This is a genomic window from Shewanella pneumatophori (assembly GCF_023283895.1).
Classification (GTDB): Bacteria; Pseudomonadota; Gammaproteobacteria; order Enterobacterales; family Shewanellaceae; genus Shewanella; species Shewanella pneumatophori.
The window spans coordinates 523,435-540,054 of sequence record NZ_JAKILB010000001.1; the positions used below are offsets into that span (position 1 = coordinate 523,435).

17 protein-coding genes are annotated in these 16,620 nt (G+C 41.9%); 12 read left to right on the forward strand and 5 right to left on the reverse strand.

What is annotated here, in order from left to right:
• Positions 1–144 precede the first annotated feature (144 nt).
• The 6 genes from hypB (at position 145) to L2740_RS02305 (ending at position 4,293) form a co-directional block, all read left to right on the forward strand.
• The gene (gene hypB, locus L2740_RS02280; protein WP_248948393.1) at positions 145–921 is read left to right on the forward strand and encodes a hydrogenase nickel incorporation protein HypB; all 777 of its coding nucleotides are present in this window, start codon (positions 145–147) and stop codon (positions 919–921) included.
• Positions 921–1,169, forward strand: a complete 249-nt coding sequence (locus L2740_RS02285) for a HypC/HybG/HupF family hydrogenase formation chaperone (RefSeq protein ID WP_248948394.1) — start codon at positions 921–923, stop codon at positions 1,167–1,169. Before hypB ends, L2740_RS02285 begins: the two co-directional genes overlap by 1 nt.
• Positions 1,169–2,290 (forward strand): hydrogenase formation protein HypD, encoded by a 1,122-nt coding sequence (hypD, locus tag L2740_RS02290; RefSeq protein ID WP_248948395.1) that lies wholly within the window; start codon positions 1,169–1,171, stop codon positions 2,288–2,290. Before L2740_RS02285 ends, hypD begins: the two co-directional genes overlap by 1 nt.
• Entirely contained in the window at positions 2,287–3,342 is a 1,056-nt protein-coding gene (gene hypE / locus L2740_RS02295) for a hydrogenase expression/formation protein HypE (protein ID WP_248948397.1), read from the forward strand. Before hypD ends, hypE begins: the two co-directional genes overlap by 4 nt.
• Entirely contained in the window at positions 3,342–3,704 is a 363-nt protein-coding gene (locus tag L2740_RS02300; protein ID WP_248948399.1) for a hydrogenase maturation nickel metallochaperone HypA/HybF, read from the forward strand. Before hypE ends, L2740_RS02300 begins: the two co-directional genes overlap by 1 nt.
• Positions 3,705–3,873: 169 nt before the next feature.
• Positions 3,874–4,293, forward strand: a complete 420-nt coding sequence (locus L2740_RS02305; RefSeq protein ID WP_248948401.1) for a secondary thiamine-phosphate synthase enzyme YjbQ — start codon at positions 3,874–3,876, stop codon at positions 4,291–4,293.
• A gap of 91 nt (positions 4,294–4,384) precedes the next feature.
• Here the strand turns inward: L2740_RS02305 and L2740_RS02310 are convergent, their stop codons facing one another.
• Both L2740_RS02310 and L2740_RS02315 read right to left on the reverse strand, forming a co-directional pair.
• Complete coding sequence (locus L2740_RS02310; protein WP_248948402.1) at positions 4,385–5,602, reverse strand: RsmB/NOP family class I SAM-dependent RNA methyltransferase; 1,218 nt, start codon at positions 5,600–5,602, stop codon at positions 4,385–4,387.
• Between the two features lie 471 nt (positions 5,603–6,073).
• The gene (locus tag L2740_RS02315; RefSeq protein WP_248948403.1) at positions 6,074–6,583 is read right to left on the reverse strand and encodes an aldolase/citrate lyase/malate synthase family protein; all 510 of its coding nucleotides are present in this window, start codon (positions 6,581–6,583) and stop codon (positions 6,074–6,076) included.
• Positions 6,584–6,796: 213 nt separating this feature from the next.
• Between L2740_RS02315 and L2740_RS02320 the strand changes: the two genes are divergently transcribed.
• Positions 6,797–8,332, forward strand: a complete 1,536-nt coding sequence (locus L2740_RS02320) for a DUF3612 domain-containing protein (RefSeq protein ID WP_248948405.1) — start codon at positions 6,797–6,799, stop codon at positions 8,330–8,332.
• A gap of 162 nt (positions 8,333–8,494) precedes the next feature.
• Here L2740_RS02320 and L2740_RS02325 read toward each other — a convergent pair whose 3' ends face one another.
• Both L2740_RS02325 and L2740_RS02330 read right to left on the reverse strand, forming a co-directional pair.
• Positions 8,495–9,037, reverse strand: coding sequence for a GNAT family N-acetyltransferase (locus tag L2740_RS02325; RefSeq protein WP_248948407.1), 543 nt, complete (start codon positions 9,035–9,037; stop codon positions 8,495–8,497).
• Between the two features lie 195 nt (positions 9,038–9,232).
• Entirely contained in the window at positions 9,233–10,378 is a 1,146-nt protein-coding gene (locus tag L2740_RS02330; protein WP_248948409.1) for a ribosomal protein uL16 3-hydroxylase, read from the reverse strand.
• Positions 10,379–10,586: 208 nt separating this feature from the next.
• Here L2740_RS02330 and L2740_RS02335 point away from each other — a divergent pair, with 208 nt between their 5' ends.
• Positions 10,587–11,222, forward strand: coding sequence for a 3'-5' exonuclease (locus L2740_RS02335; protein ID WP_248948411.1), 636 nt, complete (start codon positions 10,587–10,589; stop codon positions 11,220–11,222).
• 57 nt (positions 11,223–11,279) lie between these two features.
• On the opposite strand, the gene L2740_RS02340 is transcribed toward L2740_RS02335, so the two are convergent.
• Positions 11,280–11,978 carry a DUF3334 family protein gene (locus L2740_RS02340; protein ID WP_248948413.1) on the reverse strand — a complete coding sequence of 233 codons (699 nt, stop codon included), beginning with the start codon at positions 11,976–11,978 and terminating at the stop codon, positions 11,280–11,282.
• A 318-nt stretch (positions 11,979–12,296) separates the two neighbouring features.
• On the opposite strand from L2740_RS02340, the gene L2740_RS02345 reads away from it, so the two are divergent.
• From L2740_RS02345 to ptsP, 4 genes are all read left to right on the forward strand, one after another.
• Positions 12,297–13,937: a methyl-accepting chemotaxis protein gene (locus L2740_RS02345; RefSeq protein ID WP_248948414.1), complete on the forward strand. Its 1,641-nt coding sequence runs from the start codon at positions 12,297–12,299 to the stop codon at positions 13,935–13,937.
• 181 nt (positions 13,938–14,118) lie between these two features.
• The gene (locus L2740_RS02350) at positions 14,119–14,505 is read left to right on the forward strand and encodes an ACT domain-containing protein (protein WP_248948415.1); all 387 of its coding nucleotides are present in this window, start codon (positions 14,119–14,121) and stop codon (positions 14,503–14,505) included.
• A gap of 92 nt (positions 14,506–14,597) precedes the next feature.
• Entirely contained in the window at positions 14,598–14,855 is a 258-nt protein-coding gene (locus L2740_RS02355) for an HPr family phosphocarrier protein (RefSeq protein WP_248471748.1), read from the forward strand.
• 11 nt (positions 14,856–14,866) lie between these two features.
• Positions 14,867–16,570, forward strand: a complete 1,704-nt coding sequence (gene ptsP, locus L2740_RS02360; RefSeq protein WP_248948417.1) for a phosphoenolpyruvate--protein phosphotransferase — start codon at positions 14,867–14,869, stop codon at positions 16,568–16,570.
• The last annotated feature ends 50 nt before the right edge of the window (positions 16,571–16,620 follow it).

The following is a 16,620-nucleotide window of genomic DNA, read 5'->3' on the forward strand; positions in this document are numbered from 1 at the left end:
AAATTAGCAGGTGTGAAACAACACAATTAGCAGCCAAAATGCGACACACATCTCACGCGCATCTTGGTAAAGCTGATTTAAATCAAAACGTATAACGAAGTCGTGATCGACAATAACTTAATACTATAATAAACGGAGTTTCCTATGTGCCAAGACTGCGGCTGTTCAATTGCCCGACACGATCCCCTACTAAAAACTGGCCACTCTCATACCAAAGATTCACATGCAAGACATGATCATAATCTTGCCAGTAACCCCCAATTAAATGACAAAACCACTTTATCAGTGATCCATAAAATCCTTGATAAAAACGATATTGAAGCCCAGCACAATCGTGACCACTTTGAAGCCAAGGGGATCACAGCCTTCAATCTAATGAGCAGCCCAGGCAGCGGTAAAACCACACTACTTGAACACTTACATCAATATACCGATCTTAAATATGCGGTTATTGAAGGCGACCTCGAAACTTCTCGCGATGCCGATAGATTGAAAGCCAAAGGTATTAATGCTTATCAGATCCAAACCGGCGCAGCCTGTCATTTAGATGCATTTATGGTGCATAGCGCGCTACCCCACATTGATTTAGATCCTATCGATATCTGTTTTGTAGAAAACGTCGGCAATCTCGTCTGCCCTGCAAGTTATGATGTTGGTACCCATAAAAATATCGTATTGCTGTCAGTACCTGAAGGCGATGACAAGATAGAAAAATATCCGGTGATGTTCCGCCGTGCAGATCTGGTATTAATTACCAAATCAGATCTACTGCCCCATTTTGATTTCAGTATCGAAGAGTCTCGTAAACAACTACAAAAGCTAAACCCTAATGTAGAACTAATGGCGATCTCGGTTAAGCAGCCTGAATCCCTCGAAAAAGTGGTGCAGTGGCTTAATCATAATGTTGGAGTGACTGCTTAATGTGTCTTTCTATTCCGTCAAAAGTCGTTGAGCTTCATCCAGACGAGCAAGCAGTTACCGTTGATACGATGGGCGTGAAACGTAAAGTCAGTAGCCATTTGTTGGCAGAGCCGTTAGCCCTTGATGATTATGTGCTTATTCACATTGGCTTTGTGATGAACAAGATAGATAAACAAGATGCGATGGAAAGTTTAGCCCTGTATCAGGAGATTGTGTCCAAACTTGAACAAGAAGAGCGGGAGGCGTGATGATTGCCTTAAACGATCTTTATCAAGGCTTTCGCGATCCCAAAGTGATCCGCTCACTCGCCCAGCAAATAGCCCACTATGCCAGCCAAGTAGAAGGTATGATTAATATAATGGAGGTGTGCGGCGGTCATACCCACACCATCATGAAATACGGTCTTAACCAATTACTACCGAGCAATATCGAGTTTATTCATGGCCCCGGTTGCCCTGTTTGTATTATGCCTAAAGAGCGCATTGACCATGCCGCAACCCTTGCCAGTCAGCCCGATACCATTTTAGTGACACTAGGGGATATGATCCGCGTTCCCGGTTCAAAAGGCAGTTTGGCGCAATTTAGAGCTAAAGGCTGCGATATCAGGCCGATTTACGATCCATTAGACACCTTAACCATCGCAGCTGATAATCCTAACAAAACCATTATCTTTTTCGCTATAGGCTTTGAAACCTCAACACCAATGACGGCGGTGTTAATAGAGCAAGCAAACCAGCGCGGCATCACTAATCTGCTGTTTCATATAAACCATGTGTTAGTCCCACCTGCTATTGATGCGGTCATGAACGATCCACAAGTAAAAGTGAACGCCTTTATTGGACCTGCTCATGTGAGCGTAATTAGTGGCGCAAAAATATACCGTCAAGCAGTTGAAACATACAACACGCCTGTTGTGGTTTCCGGTTTTGAGCCAGTAGATGTGATGCAATCAATTTTAATGCTGGTAAAACAAAAAGCAGAGCAACGTGCTGAGCTTGAAAACCAATACAGCCGCTCGGTGTCTGAAAACGGCAACAAAACCGCCCAAGCATTAATTGATAAATATCTAACTATTCGACCGGAGTTTCGCTGGCGCGGATTGGGCCCGATTGCAAATTCTGCACTCATGCTCAAACCTGAATACGCTCACTTAGATGCCGAGCGGGTTTACGCCAATGTATTACCACAAATAGAGATTGACGATCATAAAGCCTGTCAGTGCGGCGATATTTTAAGAGGCCTTTGCAAACCCAAAGATTGCAAAGTATTTGGCCGAGGATGCAGCCCTGACACGCCTCTTGGTAGCTGTATGGTCAGCTCAGAAGGCGCTTGCAACGCCTACTATCGCTATAACGGAGTCAATTTATGAATTCAGTGACAAACGACAAAGTCATTCAGCTAAGTCATGGCGGTGGTGGTAAAGAGATGAACCGCCTAATTAAAGACATATTCTTTAACGCTTTCGATAACGCCATTTTGCAAAATGAAGAAGACGCGGCAGTATTGCACTTTGACGGCAATATCGCCTTTACCACAGACTCTTTTACTGTCGCACCTATTTTCTTTGCTGGTGGCGATATTGGCAAGCTTGCCGTTGCTGGTACGGTCAACGATTTAGCCATGATGGGCGCTGAGCCGCAGTATTTAAGCTGTAGCGTGATTATTGAAGAAGGCTTTGAAATCGAAAAACTTAAAACCATTGTTGCCAGCATGGCTAGAGAACTGAAAAAGTCTAATACCCGAATTGTTTGCGGCGACACTAAAGTGGTGCCTAAGGGCTGCGCAGATGGTTTGTTTATTAATACCTCTGGTGTTGGCCGCATATTAAAGCCTAAGATCTCAGTGAAAAACCTTGAAGCTGGTGACTGCATAATAGTTAGTCGCGATATTGGCCGTCACGGCGCTGCTATTCTTATGGCCCGTGAGGGACTTGCACTGGAATCTGAACTCAGCAGTGATTGCGCTAACTTGTGGCCAATCGTCGAGCAATTAATTGCCGCTAACGTTGATATTCATGCAATGCGTGATGCCACCCGTGGTGGGTTATCAGCAGTATTAAACGAGTGGGCTAAAGCCTCAAATGTTTGTATAGAGGTAAAAGAAGAAGCGGTTCCAGTAAGTGATGAAGTCAAAGGTCTGTGTGAGCTTTATGGCTTTGAGCCATTTGATCTGGCTAATGAAGGAACCTTTATTGTTGCCGTACCCGATGATAACGCAGAAAAAGCACTCAGTGTTATGCAGCAATTTTGTCATTGCCAATCCGCCAGTATTATTGGCCAAGTAACTGCTGATAAAGTGACTGCGGATAGCAACAACGCTAAAGAAAACAGCCAACAAGGAAAAGTAATTTTGCATACTCCTTGGGGTAGTGCTCGATATTTAGATGTACCTCAAGGTGAATTACTACCGAGGATCTGTTAATGCATGAGTATTCGATAGTTACTGCATTAATCGAGCAATGTGAGCAACTAGCATTAGATAATAATGCTCACGCCATTACTCGTGTTGAAATAAAGCTTGGGATCTTAAGTGGTGTAGAGCCAAGTCTTCTTAACACAGCGTTCGACACCTTTAAGCTTGAGGGGATCTGCCGCAATGCCGACTTGATCATGCATATTCAGCCTCTGGTTATCGCCTGTAATGATTGCGGCCAACAAACCGAACATAAACAGCGCAACGTGATCTGCAGCCACTGCCAAAGCAATAACACCCGCGTGCTTGATGGTGAAGATATGATGCTTATGCTATTAGAGTTAGAGCAAAACGAAGAACTGCAGGGCTAAATCTATAGCAATAGCAAAACTCGCTAATAAAAATCGAATGTACTGTAAGCTGTGAGCAAAGCTCATTAACAGGCATTCGATTTTATCAAGGTAACACTTAAATAAGCTAATTGATCAACGAGCTAAAATAGATAACCATTGGCGTACCCTTCTTTTTGCAGAATTGATTATGTGGTTACAACAAACTATATCGCTAACAGCAAAATCTCGTGGTTTTCATTTGGTAACAGAAGAGATCGAGCGCTCACTACCTGAGCTACGTCAGATAAAAATTGGCGTGGCTCATCTACTTTTACAACATACCTCAGCGTCGCTTACGTTAAATGAAAATGCCGATCCTAGCGTGCGCGCTGATTTTGAAGCCTATATTAACCGTTTAGCGCCTGAACGTGCGCCCTATTACACTCACACCTATGAAGGTGACGATGATATGCCTGCTCACCTTAAATCAAGTTTGTTAGGCGTTAGCTTAGCGATTCCTATCACTAATGGACGGTTTAATTTAGGCACTTGGCAAGGGATCTATTTGGGTGAACACAGAGATTATGGCGGTAAGCGTAAAGTGCTCGTCACCATTAATGGTGAGTAAAACGGAAATTGCTTCAATCTAAGTTGATTAACTAAACACATAAGAAAAGAGCACCTTAGGTGCTCTTTCTATTGAATTAAAACTGCCTACGTTATGCTTCAGCAATTCGCTCAAGTTTAGCTAGATAAAAACCGTCAAAGCCTGTGTCTGCTGGGCTAATCGTTTCATCTTCAATAAATCTAAAATGTTTATTTTCAGCTAAAAACGCATCAACTTGATCGCGGTTTTCTTCTGGCATAATTGAACATGTTGCATAAACTAACATGCCGCCCACTTTTACCATACGGCTGTAGCTTTGTAAGATCTGCTTTTGCAGCTCAACTAACACAGGTAAACGCTCTGGCGTATCGCGCCACTTGGCATCTGGGTTACGTTTAAGTACACCCAAACCTGAACACGGCACGTCTAATAGCACACGATCACAAGTTAACTTTAAGCGCTTAATGGTTTTGCTGCTGGCAATAATGCGTGTTTCAACATTATGTGCACCGGCACGGCGAGCACGTTGCTTGAGGTTATCAAGTTTCCATTGCTCAACATCCATCGCAAGTAAGCGACCTTTACCTTGCATTTGCGCTGAAATAGATAAGGTTTTACCTCCTGCGCCAGCACACGCATCAACAACGCGCATACCAGGCTTGGCATCAAGTGCTAATGCCACTAACTGAGAGCCAGCATCTTGCTGCTCAAACCAACCTTTTTTAAAGGTTTCAGTTCTAAATAGCGCAGAATCTGAAACCACTTCAAGCGCTGTATCAACACCCGGTACCGTAACAGTTTCAACACCTTCTTTGCGAAGTGCCGTTGCTAACTCTTCACGGGTACACTTTAAAATATTGGTACGTAAAAAGCGTTTTGCTGGCTTATTTAGTGCAGCACGCTCTGCTGGCCACTTATCGCCCATTTGCGCTTGACCCATTTCATTCAGCCAATCAGGACAACCATCCCAAAGTACAGGTTGCGCTTTCGCAGCTTCAATGCGGCTAGCTAATTCTTGTGGGTCGATTTGCAGCGCATACTGCATTTTCGGTAGCGGTAAATTGTTAAAAAGATGCCAAACGTTCAGCAAACGCGTGCCTAAACGGGCCATTTCTTCTGGCTTAACATCAGACAGGAAACAATAAAGGTTCAATCTTCGTAAAATATCACCTACTACGAATGTGATGCGACCTTGTTCTTTCGGCTCTAGTTTTAGTCCCGAAAAGTGTTGTGAATAAGCACGATCTAACGGCTTACCCTCTGATAAAACAAGATCAAGAATACTGATCACTAGTTCGTTAGAGCTAGGAGATAGCGAAGATTTTAACATTAAAAAGTTACCCTAATTAGAAAACGCTGCGATCATAGGAGCAAAGCGGCAAATACGCAAGCTACACCGGAGCAAACTGGCGATAAATATCATTAAATTACCCAGTTCTGATTAAAGTCTTTATTAAAAGTAAATAACGCTTACTTACGCCCAGTTAATCTTGTGTTTTGCAAGCAACCAATAGTTGCGCTTTAGCAGCAGCCCTAATGGCTTACAACTCTTTTTTACTGGATTAGATTGAATGTTACCTAAGAAGCAATAGTTAGCTTCTGCGGCTAGGTGAAGAATAAGCTAACTTTACCGTGGCAGTTAACGAGAAATTCCCCCTACAAGCATATTGAAGTATCCTTGTTTATATAATCGCTGCAAATTAAAAAGCGCCACAAGATTACTTGCGACGCTTTTACTATTTTTAATCCATTTAAACCCAGCTTAATGTAACAAGGTTCTAGCGAATAATTTAAGGTGAAACTATCGCTTAAGCAGGTAGTCACTGCCATCCTTTGCGGTAAACACTTGCTCCTGCATTGACGATGCAACCACGGTTCTTTCGATGTCTATCAAGCTTATCCAGTATTCATGACCTTCTAGTCGAATATCGTTAATGTTAGCTAATTCTTGGTCGCGATTGTCTTTAGTGCGATCAAAAGTGAGCTCAACATGGACGCCGTTATCCTTCAACAAAATTGCAGTAGGCTCACTTTTATGGCCGTTTAGGGCAACAAACTGTTTAGGCATTTTTAAACCCGTTTGCGAACCGTCTGCCATAAATACCAAAAGCTGCTGATAGTAGACTACATAGCTACACGCATTTTTATGGGAGCCGTTTGCTAAAGGAAATTTAGCGTCTAAAAACTCTTTTGCACAAGGGGCCGTTGCGTCTTGCTTAGTCACATTGACAGCATTCACATCAACAAGATCGGCAGCAATAAAATTATTATTCTGGTTTACTTGAGTCGTATTGATTGTTGATATATCCATGGCCCTGTCCTCTTACTGATTAAATCCTAGAAGGTTGTCACTGTTGTTTATCAGAGATTGTCATCCTGTTATTAGGATTAACGTTTCCGTTTACTCATCACTTTCCATCCAGCAATCAAAAGTTAATTCCATTTCCTGACTGCTTGATTTGTAGTCTAGTGTAATTTTCATTACAATTTCACAATAAAAATTTTACACTGTGAATTTTACAAGATGAAAAACAATCAGAGCTTGATCAGAAAGTCACATTTTCTCGGTACCAAGATAAGAAACTTGCGTAAACGCAATCATCTAACAATGGAAGATTTATCTGCCCGTTGTGTGCGTGTCGATCCTGAATCAGCACCGTCAGTGTCTTACCTGTCGATGATTGAAAGAGGCAAGCGAGTACCCAGTGCTGGCATGCTTGCTGTAATTGCCGCAGTGTTTCAAAAAGAAGTTGATTGGTTTTTAGATGACGTTCCAGAAGAGGATGCAATAACCCCTGCCAAAGGCCGCCGTGGCGGTATTAACGGCATGGCATTAGAACCAAGCTTTCTGTTTTCTAATGATATTTTACAAATTGCTATTCCAGAAATGTTGTCTCAAACAGGCACTACCGGTAGAGAATTTGCCCACCTGTTGATTCGCGCTCACCAAGAGCATCATCAAAATCATTTCCCTGATCTAGAGCGCGCCGCAGAAGAAGTCGGCCACAAACGTTTACCACTGGCATTAGATGATTTAAAGCAGATTGCAAAATCACTAGGGTTAAAGCTCAAATGGGTAGATAGAACGCCGCAAGAGGTGGTCGATGAAATGGGCGTTAGTACCGCCCATGTGGTGACTTCATTTTTTGAGCCACCATCAACCATTTATTTAAATAAAATGCTTAAGTCCTACCCCACTCGGCTAAAGTATGATTTAGCGGTACATATTGGTCACTGTGTTTTACACAACAAAGATGGACTTAAGTGCGTATTAACTGCAGGTCGCCGCCATACAGCCTCCCATGACGATAACGCTGCAACAGCTTCCTCTACCCTAAATGCGCAAGATATTTTACATGCATGGCGAGATTTCGAGTCGAGCTTTTTTGCCGGTGCATTGTTATGCCCTAAAGTGGCTTATAGGCAATTACTTGACCGTCACGGTTATGAAATTAACGTTAGTAAAACCATAGGTGTTTCAGCCTCCGTTGCAATGCGGCGTATGACTGTTGTCTCCCCCTACCCCCATTGGCACTACTTTGATGCCTATGCCCCTGGTAAATTAAAAGCCGTTTATCGTGGTAATGGTATTCCACTGCCTTGGGGAAATATGCGCGTTGTAGAAGATCCCTGTCAGCACTGGGCGGTATTTAGAATGATTAATGAGCCAAAAGTCGGTACCTCAGCGCAAATATCCATTTTGGATGTTGCTGATGAGCCAAGGATCTATTGCTGTGAGTCAATCAAAGTTGAAGATATGGCGGGCAATAATCACGTGCTTTGTGCAGGCATTGATTTAAATCCCGCTATTGATGCCCAAGGCGGCGAAGCAGCCGCGATTGCAGCGGATTTAAAACAATCATGCGCCACCAATAGTGGCTCTGTGACTATGCCTGCGCATGTTAAGAAAAACCTTATGAGCGTAGCGAAAATTCTCAATATTAATTGGATTGAACGCGGCATAGAAAATGACGCTCGGCTTATTTGTGCTCGCGGTGCGGTCTGCCCAAGGCAACCGAGTTGTTATCAAGCTGGGCGTGCTTTATGCGATGAAGATTGAATGTAGAAAACATCAAAAAAATCATACAGTTAGACTTGATTGGCAGTAGTTAACACCGACATAGAAAACAAGATAGCAGTGTTGGGTTGAGAACTGCTAAGCTCAAGGGGGTTTACGTTTTACAGTTTTTAGCGATTATGGTCGCAACAACTGTGTGGTTAACTACTGCATTTTTAACCATTCAGTTTTTAGCAAGGCATATTGATATTCACTGCCCCACTTGCCTTTAAAAAAGATATTATCGACAAAGTGGGCTTCACGCCTAAATTTTGCTTTTTCCAATAGGCGAAATGAAGCCGAGTTTTCACAATCAACAGTTGCCACTATACGATGTTTGGATAAGGTCGAAAATAGGTAATCAACAACGCAATTTAAAGCTAAAAGCGCATAACCTCGACCTTGGAACGCTGGATTTAGACTAAATCCGAGCTCTATTTGCGCATCATCGATAAAATGAACCGCCAGATCGCCAATAATCTTGTCAGTCTCAGTAAGGCAAATGGCCAATTGAAACCACTGCCCTTGTTCTCCAAATTGGTGTTCTGCCATTGAATTAAACAAGCTTTCCGCTCGTTCAATAGAATAACTACTCCAGCTTTGGTATTTAGCAACCTCAGGTAACGCTCTGTAGGCAGCAAAGCTAGGTAAGTCTTTGTGTTCAAATTCACGGATCGTTATGACGCCGTTGTGAATAGCTGCAAACATGGTTACCTCAAATTTTCTAAAAGAATAAACTATAACAAGTTTGTTCTTATCTTAAACAGTTATTCTTACCTAATAATACAAACTAAACATCTGAATTAAATCTATTAAAAAGCCCAGTTGGTATTGATAAATTATAACAACTGGGCTTACTGTATTTAGGCTAAACCGACTCAATCGGCCTATGTTGACGCTTAATTAATCTAGGTCTTCAAAATACCAGTAACCAGCATTAACCCAATCAGTTAGCTGAGCCATAACAGTGTTATTATCAAGCCACTTAACTAAATCTTCAGCACCAATTTGCTGGTTATCACACACAAGCTTTATAAACTCGGCATTCTCGACACCAAGATGAACTTGGTCACCATTAATATACATTGCGCCAGTTTCAATACTGGTAGCAAAATATAAACAACGTAATCCACCTAAACGCACAAGTGGTTGGTCTGCGATAATAGAATGAATATCATCAATCTGGAAGCCTAATGACTGCTCCGGTAAATCAAGCTCACACTTCGACTGAGTTAAGTAGCGTCCGCTAAACTCACTGACTAATGTATCGTCTAACGTATCAATCAATTGCTGTTTTAAGCGCGCTAAATCCTGTGCGTCCACTAAACCTGAGTGTTGGCTAAGCGGGCGGTCAGGATCGTTGATTTGACTCGCACCTAAGTCTTTATCAATCAAGTGATCTGCAAGTGCACTTACCATATCTTTGGTTGATGCAGTGCGGTAGCCCACAGAGAAGCTCATTGACGGCTCAAGAGTTACACCATCGTGCGGGAATCCAGGTGGCAGATATAAAATATCACCAGGTAGTAGTTCTACATCAATGATTGGCTCAAACGCTTCGGTATGCAGTAAGGCTGGGTGCGCTGCAAACTCTTTATGCGGCCCCTTATCACCCACACGCCACCTGCGGCGACCTGAGCCTTGACAAATAAATACGTCATAAAGGTCAATATGTGGCCCTACTCCACCGCCAGGTACGGCGTAGCTCACCATCACATCATCTAGGCGCCAGCGTGGAATAAAATCAAAACACTTAAGCAGCTCTTCCGCTTCAGGTACCCAGTTATTCAGTGCTTGGACAATTAAAGTCCAATCTTTTTCACCTAGGTGTTCATAGGAGTCAAATGGGCCAAACTCAGCTTGCCATTCACCATTTTGTTGGTAAACCCGACGTGACTCGACCATTTCTTCACATGCAAGCCCCGCCATCTCGTCAGGGGACAATAGGTCTTGAAATTGCTTAAACCCTTGACGGATCACTAACGGTTTCTTTTGCCAGTATTCGTTTAGAAACTGCTCTGGCGTTAAGCCATTGATATCTAATTGCATGTTAATCACTCACTAAAATTTGCGGGCGATACTAACAGCATTTTCGAAAAAAAAAGGTTGCCGAGATCATAAAAGATGCTTTTACTCTGCAGCTATGCGCTCAATTTAACCAAGCACGTTCCATCATTAGCACTGATAAGCAAACAAGATTGACTGCCTTTAAATCATCAATACAATAGCCGTTAGAATTTACCACTGAAGCAAAAAATTGACACTTAACTATCAACACAAGAAGCCTGCAGATACTGTTGTGGTTCTCGATTTCGAAACCACAGGTTTATCACCAACCCAAGGCGATCGTGCCATTGAGATCGGTGCGGTCATGTTAAAAGACGGCAAGGTAATCGACAGATTCCAACAGCTCATGAATCCAGGGTTTCGAATTAGTGGTTTTATTGAAAACTATACTGGCATTAGCAATTTGATGTTAAGTGACGCGCCATCTTGTGAAACCGTTATGGCAGATTTTGCCGACTTTATTGGCGACTACAATTTAGTGGCTCATAATGCTTCTTTTGACCAACGTTTTTTAGATGCCGAGTTACGCCAAATTAACCGTCATTATTCAGGTAGTTTTGCCTGTTCTATGTTGATTGCGCGTAGATTGTATCAAGACGCGCCAAACCATAAGCTTGGTAGTTTAATTAGTTATAAGAATATTCAACATGATGGTGTGTTTCACCGCGCTTTAGCCGATAGTGAAATGACAGCGGACCTTTGGTTGGCCATGCTTGAAGATCTACAGCAAGATTTCCAGTTGGTTAATCCTGATTTTAGTTTATTGCAATCGATTGCCAAACAAAGCAAAGCAAACGTTTTTCAGTTTTTACGTAAACAAAACTAGCCTGCGCAGTAAGGCATGCATAACCGCAGTTTTAAACTTAAAACTGCGGTTATTAATTTATAAGCCTAGCTCATCCAATAAATCATCTGCAGTGCTGGAACCGGTGACTGCGAGCTTTTGCTTTTTTGATTCTGTGCCAGCAGATGCCAAAATTTGTCCGTGCTCAGCAAGGAGTTCATCTAAATCAAACTCATCATCAGCTTCAAATTCGCTCAACTTAATAAACTCGGTTTTATCCATAGCAAACTCTAAATAAAACACATGGTTATTCTGGGTTTTAAATGATACTCGACGTGCAATACCATCATCTAAATTGGTATCAATCGAAATCGTTAACTCTTTATTAATAGTCAACATCTTAGGCTGACTTTGACTAATGCTAGTTTGTAATTCTTTACTGATCTTATTAATAAAATCACCAAGAATTTGATTCATCAATTCGCCCATCACATTGCCGACATCATCAGAAGTATGTGAGATAGCTAATTCAGACTCAGGCATTGCCATATTAAGCATATACTCGCGGTAAATTTCCAATGCTGCAGGCGCCGAAAAATTAATGACCACCAGCCCAGAGAAACCACCATCAAAAATCGAGAAACAACCTAGATCTGGTTTCAAACAAGTTTTAGTTATCGATTGCACCATGCCTGCGTGAGAAATTTGACTATGAGTCGTGCTTGATAAGACATGAGCAACAGAATGGCATAACTTTAATAAGATATCGTCAGTCGAAACAGAAACAGTGCTTTGCATAAAAACAACCTTTTATTGATAATCGGCATTATATTGCCTCAGTAACTTAACAAAACATAGTAAAAGCCGTCATCATTCTTATATAAAGTCATATTTCGGGATTTTATTCTGCAAAGTGTTGAGTTTTAGATCTAAATATTTATAAAAGTGACCCTTATCTGAAAGCTACAGAATATTAGTCTAAGCCTTTGTTTGTCTAGATTTTTGAGTTTTTGGATGCAGTTAACATATTAAAAATAAACATTAACTTGCTTATTCATTTGCCCTAGCAAAAAAGGTAAGTTAACAGCATGTACTCGTAAACAAAATGACAACAACATGATTGCTTTACTAAGACAATTTACGATTTTACAGCGGTTGATATTAATGTTGATGCTAGCTGCAATTGGTACAGTTTGTTTTGCAAGCTTCTCTATTAATGAACAATACACAAATTTGGTTAGCCAAAAATGGCTACAAAATGATGCACAAATCAATACCGCAGTTAGTCTTTTAGATGCAAATAAGCAACTAGTAACAGACAATAAAACCTCAATTGCTGACGCTCAAAAGGCAGCCAAACATCTATTCAACTCGATTCATTTCGGTAACGATGGTTACTTTATCGTTTTAGGCCCGCAGCAGAGCATTCTTGCCCATGGCGCAGATCAAAGTGTGATTTACCAAAATGCCGAGCAAGTGTTTCGCTCCCAAGATCCAGTTAACTTTAATACCTTAGTCAACCTGGCTAAACAGCAGCAAATCGCAACTGCAGAAATTAATTTCCCTAACCCTAGCAGCGGTCAGTTAGAAGCCAAATTAGTCGAGGCTCGTTACTACGAACCTTGGGGCTGGACTATCGTTACCGGTAGTTATATGAGTGATATCCATGATGTGATGTACTCTATGGCATTTGATTATTTAGTCATTATGCTAATGATCTCCATCCCGATTTTCTTGTTCTTCTTAGTGCTAAACGTGTCAATTACAGCGCCTTTAAAAGAAGCGATTGCCGCCATGCGTGATATCGCTCAAGGCGAAGGTGATCTAACCCAAAAACTGCCGACTAAAGGTAAGGATGAAGTCGCCGATCTTGCGAAAGCTTTCAATCTGTTTGTGATTAAAATTCGCGATATGGTGGCAGAACTTAAGCCTATTGGCCAAAGCTTAGATAATGATGCCCTGCGCCTACTTAATGCTGCAGAAGAATCAAATGTCAGTGTTGAACACTTGCACCGCGAAACAGCGAGTGTAGCCACAGCCATTAATCAAATGCTCTCGACAACTCATGAAATGGCCAACAATACCAATCAAGCCGCAGATGCCGCGAATAGTGTTAAAAGCCAAGCAGAGCAAAGCATGAAAATGATGAATGCTACCCTAGGTAATACCGAACTACTGGCTACCGAACTTAAAAATGCCCAGCAAGTTACCCATGCATTAGGCAAATCATCATCGCAAATTGGTAGTATCTTAGATGTTATTCGCGGTATTGCCGAACAAACCAACTTGTTAGCGCTTAACGCCGCGATTGAAGCAGCGCGTGCCGGTGCTCATGGTAGAGGTTTTGCCGTGGTGGCCGATGAAGTTCGCGCCCTTGCTAATCGCACTCAAGACTCCACCAATGAAATCCAAAATATCATTAAAGATATCCAGTCTGGAGTGAATCAAGTCGTTACTAGTAACGAGCAAAATCAAAGTCAATCCCAAGAAGTACAATCACAAGCAACAGAGGTGAGTGACTCTCTAGGCGATATTTTACAATTAATTGCTCATATCAGTGATATGAACACCCAGTTAGCCAGTGCCACTGAAGAGCAATCTATTGTTACCGAAGAGATTAATCGTAACGTGTGTAAAATTACTGAATTGACAGAAGTGTCGGTCAAGGCTAATGAAAGTAATCATAACGCTGCGGTTTCTCTACAAAAAATCAGTCAAGACAGCGCACAAACTCTGGGACAATTTAAAGTCGACTAGTCCCCCAAAACAACGAATATCGTTAGAACTAACCGACAAAATTGAACATTGATTGACAAAATAGACTTAACCAGAAGCTTTTTATCCCCCTCACCACGCGAGGAGTTTTTACTCCTCGCGCTTTATGTAAATTATGATAAGCTGAAACACTCAAGGGATCTTGAAAGAGTGAATAATACCTATGGCTCGCATGACCTTAGCAATTCATCCAGCGCTTTATACCATTCATAGTTTCTCACCAGATACGGTTATTCCTGCGGACGTATTTCAGCAGCCAATGTATTTTATCGGTAAAACCAAAGATGAAGTCTCAGTAGTTGTGCCATCAACTCTTAAGCTTGATAGCCTAGAGCAAGAAGATGACTGGCGCTGCTTAGAAGTGTTAGGCCCCCTAGGCTTTTCAATGACAGGTATATTGGCAAACGTTTCGGGCACGCTCGCCGATGTAGACATCAGTATTTTCGCTATTTCCACCTTCGACACTGACTATATTTTAGTCAAATCCAATACCTTGGTAGCAACAACCAAAGCACTAAAAAAGAAAAATTACCAAATCATTGATTATTAGTGACAATATCCATAAATTAGTCATCAATACGGTCGCTGTACCACAATGAATATTGTACTAGTTTGCTTCATAAACCTTAGAGTCTACGCATAATGTATGAGAAAGTCGTCACCATTACAGCAGAACACGGGATCCACACTCGCCCTGCAGCCCTTGTGGTAAAAAAAGCAAAATCGTTTGCCTGTGATATTTTTGTAGAGTGCGATGGCAAACAAGCCAGTGCAAAAAGTTTGTTTAAGTTGCAAACCTTAGGCTTATATCAAGGTGTCTCAGTAAAAGTCATCGCTGATGGAGAGCAAGCGCAACAAGCTGTGCAAGAAGTCTCTGAGTTACTCATTACACTTAGTTAAAAGGGCGAGTTATGTCGGTTACTGGAATCGTAGTTTCATCGGGTATCGCTTTTGGTAAGGCGCTACACTTAAATTTTCATCATGAAAAAATTGATTACCGTCTTATTCCGACTAGCCAAATTGCGCAAGAATCCCAGCGCTTACATCATGCATTTGATACCCAAAAACAATATCTACAACAGAGCTTACTTAAGCTCGAAGCTGATTCAGCCCATGCAGCATTAATAGAAGCAGATCTGCTGATTTTAGATGATGAAGATTTAGTCGCAGAGATTGATTCGACTATTGGTAAGTTGCAAGTAAGCGCAGCCGTAGCTATTGAACGTATTTTTGGCCACCAAGCCGATGAACTTGCAGCGCTAGACGATCCTTACCTCGCCAATCGAGCCGAAGATGTGCTTTGTCTGAGTAGACGTCTTATCGCTCGTCTTAATGGCGCTCAGCATTTCAATTTAAGTCAGCTTGACCAAGATACAATTATTTTTGCCGCAGATTTAACCCCTGCAGAATTTGCAATGCTGCCTTTAGAGCACATATCAGGTTTAGTATTGCATACCGGAGGCGTAACCAGTCATACAGCAATTCTAGCCCGTGGAGCCGGGCTCCCTGCTCTTTTGAGTTGCCAATATGAACAGGCCAATATCGCCAATGGTACCGATGTTGTGCTTAACGGCGTTGATGGTGAAGTAGTCATCGCGCCTAACTCTGCAACAATTAAACAATTGTTAGCCCTTAAGCAGCAAGATGAATCGCGTAAACAACAGTTGCTGATGTTGAAAGACTTACCAGCCGAAACCCTTGACGGCAAAAAAGTAGGTCTGTTGGCCAACGTTGGCAGCCTTAATGATATCAGCCACTTAGCCGATGTAGGCGCTGAAGGAATAGGCCTTTTTAGAACTGAATTTATGTTGATGAATACCAACACATTGCCAGATGAAAAGACCCAATATCAATTTTACTGCGATGCATTACATTTAATGGCGGGTAACACCTTCACCATACGTACCTTAGATGTAGGCGCAGACAAAGAGTTACCTTGTTTAGCCACAATAGATGAAGATAATCCTGCATTGGGTTTACGCGGGATCCGTTACAGTTTAAGCCACCCTGAACTGTTTAAAACACAAATCAAAGCTATTCTTCGCGCTGCCAATCATGGACCGATTAGGCTGATGTTTCCGATGATAAATCAGATCGAAGAGCTAGATGCTTTATTTGAGTATATTGAGCAATGTAAAGCGCAACTGGTTGAAGAAGAAAAAGGCTTTGGTGAACTCAGTTATGGCATAGTAGTTGAAACCCCAGCGGCAGTGCTCAACCTAAAAGCTATGTTACCTTTACTGGATTTTATAAGTATTGGAACCAATGATTTAACCCAATATACTATGGCGGCAGACAGAACTAACCCAATGCTGACACGGCAATATCCATCACTCAGCCCTGCCGTTTTAACGCTGATCCAACAAACAATTGATGTCGCTCACCAAAGAAATATCAGAGTATCCTTATGCGGAGAGCTAGCAAGTGATCCCAAGGTTGCTCCTTTGTTGGTCGGCATGGGCATTGATGAGCTAAGTGTCAACCTAAGTGCTTTATTAGAGGTTAAATCTGCATTACGTAATATTAATTATCAAACTTGTTTATCCCAAGCGAAACACGCATTAAAATTGACAAGAATTGATGAATTAGCGCGTTACATTAACGGCATAGATTAAAGTTATAGGTCAACAATGTCGCTTAACGATATAACAGATTTAATCAGCGC

Bases quoted from the DNA above. Each gene is read 5' to 3' on its own strand.
- hypB (WP_248948393.1), top strand. From the start codon at position 145: ATGTGCCAAGACTGCGGCTGTTCAATTGCCCGACACGATCCCCTACTA.
- L2740_RS02285 (WP_248948394.1), top strand. From the start codon at position 921: ATGTGTCTTTCTATTCCGTCAAAAGTCGTTGAGCTTCATCCAGACGAG.
- hypD (WP_248948395.1), top strand. From the start codon at position 1,169: ATGATTGCCTTAAACGATCTTTATCAAGGCTTTCGCGATCCCAAAGTG.
- hypE (WP_248948397.1), top strand. From the start codon at position 2,287: ATGAATTCAGTGACAAACGACAAAGTCATTCAGCTAAGTCATGGCGGT.
- L2740_RS02300 (WP_248948399.1), top strand. From the start codon at position 3,342: ATGCATGAGTATTCGATAGTTACTGCATTAATCGAGCAATGTGAGCAA.
- L2740_RS02305 (WP_248948401.1), top strand. From the start codon at position 3,874: ATGTGGTTACAACAAACTATATCGCTAACAGCAAAATCTCGTGGTTTT.
- L2740_RS02310 (WP_248948402.1), bottom strand. From the start codon at position 5,602: ATGTTAAAATCTTCGCTATCTCCTAGCTCTAACGAACTAGTGATCAGT.
- L2740_RS02315 (WP_248948403.1), bottom strand. From the start codon at position 6,583: ATGGATATATCAACAATCAATACGACTCAAGTAAACCAGAATAATAAT.
- L2740_RS02320 (WP_248948405.1), top strand. From the start codon at position 6,797: ATGAAAAACAATCAGAGCTTGATCAGAAAGTCACATTTTCTCGGTACC.
- L2740_RS02325 (WP_248948407.1), bottom strand. From the start codon at position 9,037: ATGTTTGCAGCTATTCACAACGGCGTCATAACGATCCGTGAATTTGAA.
- L2740_RS02330 (WP_248948409.1), bottom strand. From the start codon at position 10,378: ATGCAATTAGATATCAATGGCTTAACGCCAGAGCAGTTTCTAAACGAA.
- L2740_RS02340 (WP_248948413.1), bottom strand. From the start codon at position 11,978: ATGCAAAGCACTGTTTCTGTTTCGACTGACGATATCTTATTAAAGTTA.
- L2740_RS02345 (WP_248948414.1), top strand. From the start codon at position 12,297: ATGATTGCTTTACTAAGACAATTTACGATTTTACAGCGGTTGATATTA.
- L2740_RS02350 (WP_248948415.1), top strand. From the start codon at position 14,119: ATGGCTCGCATGACCTTAGCAATTCATCCAGCGCTTTATACCATTCAT.
- L2740_RS02355 (WP_248471748.1), top strand. From the start codon at position 14,598: ATGTATGAGAAAGTCGTCACCATTACAGCAGAACACGGGATCCACACT.
- ptsP (WP_248948417.1), top strand. From the start codon at position 14,867: ATGTCGGTTACTGGAATCGTAGTTTCATCGGGTATCGCTTTTGGTAAG.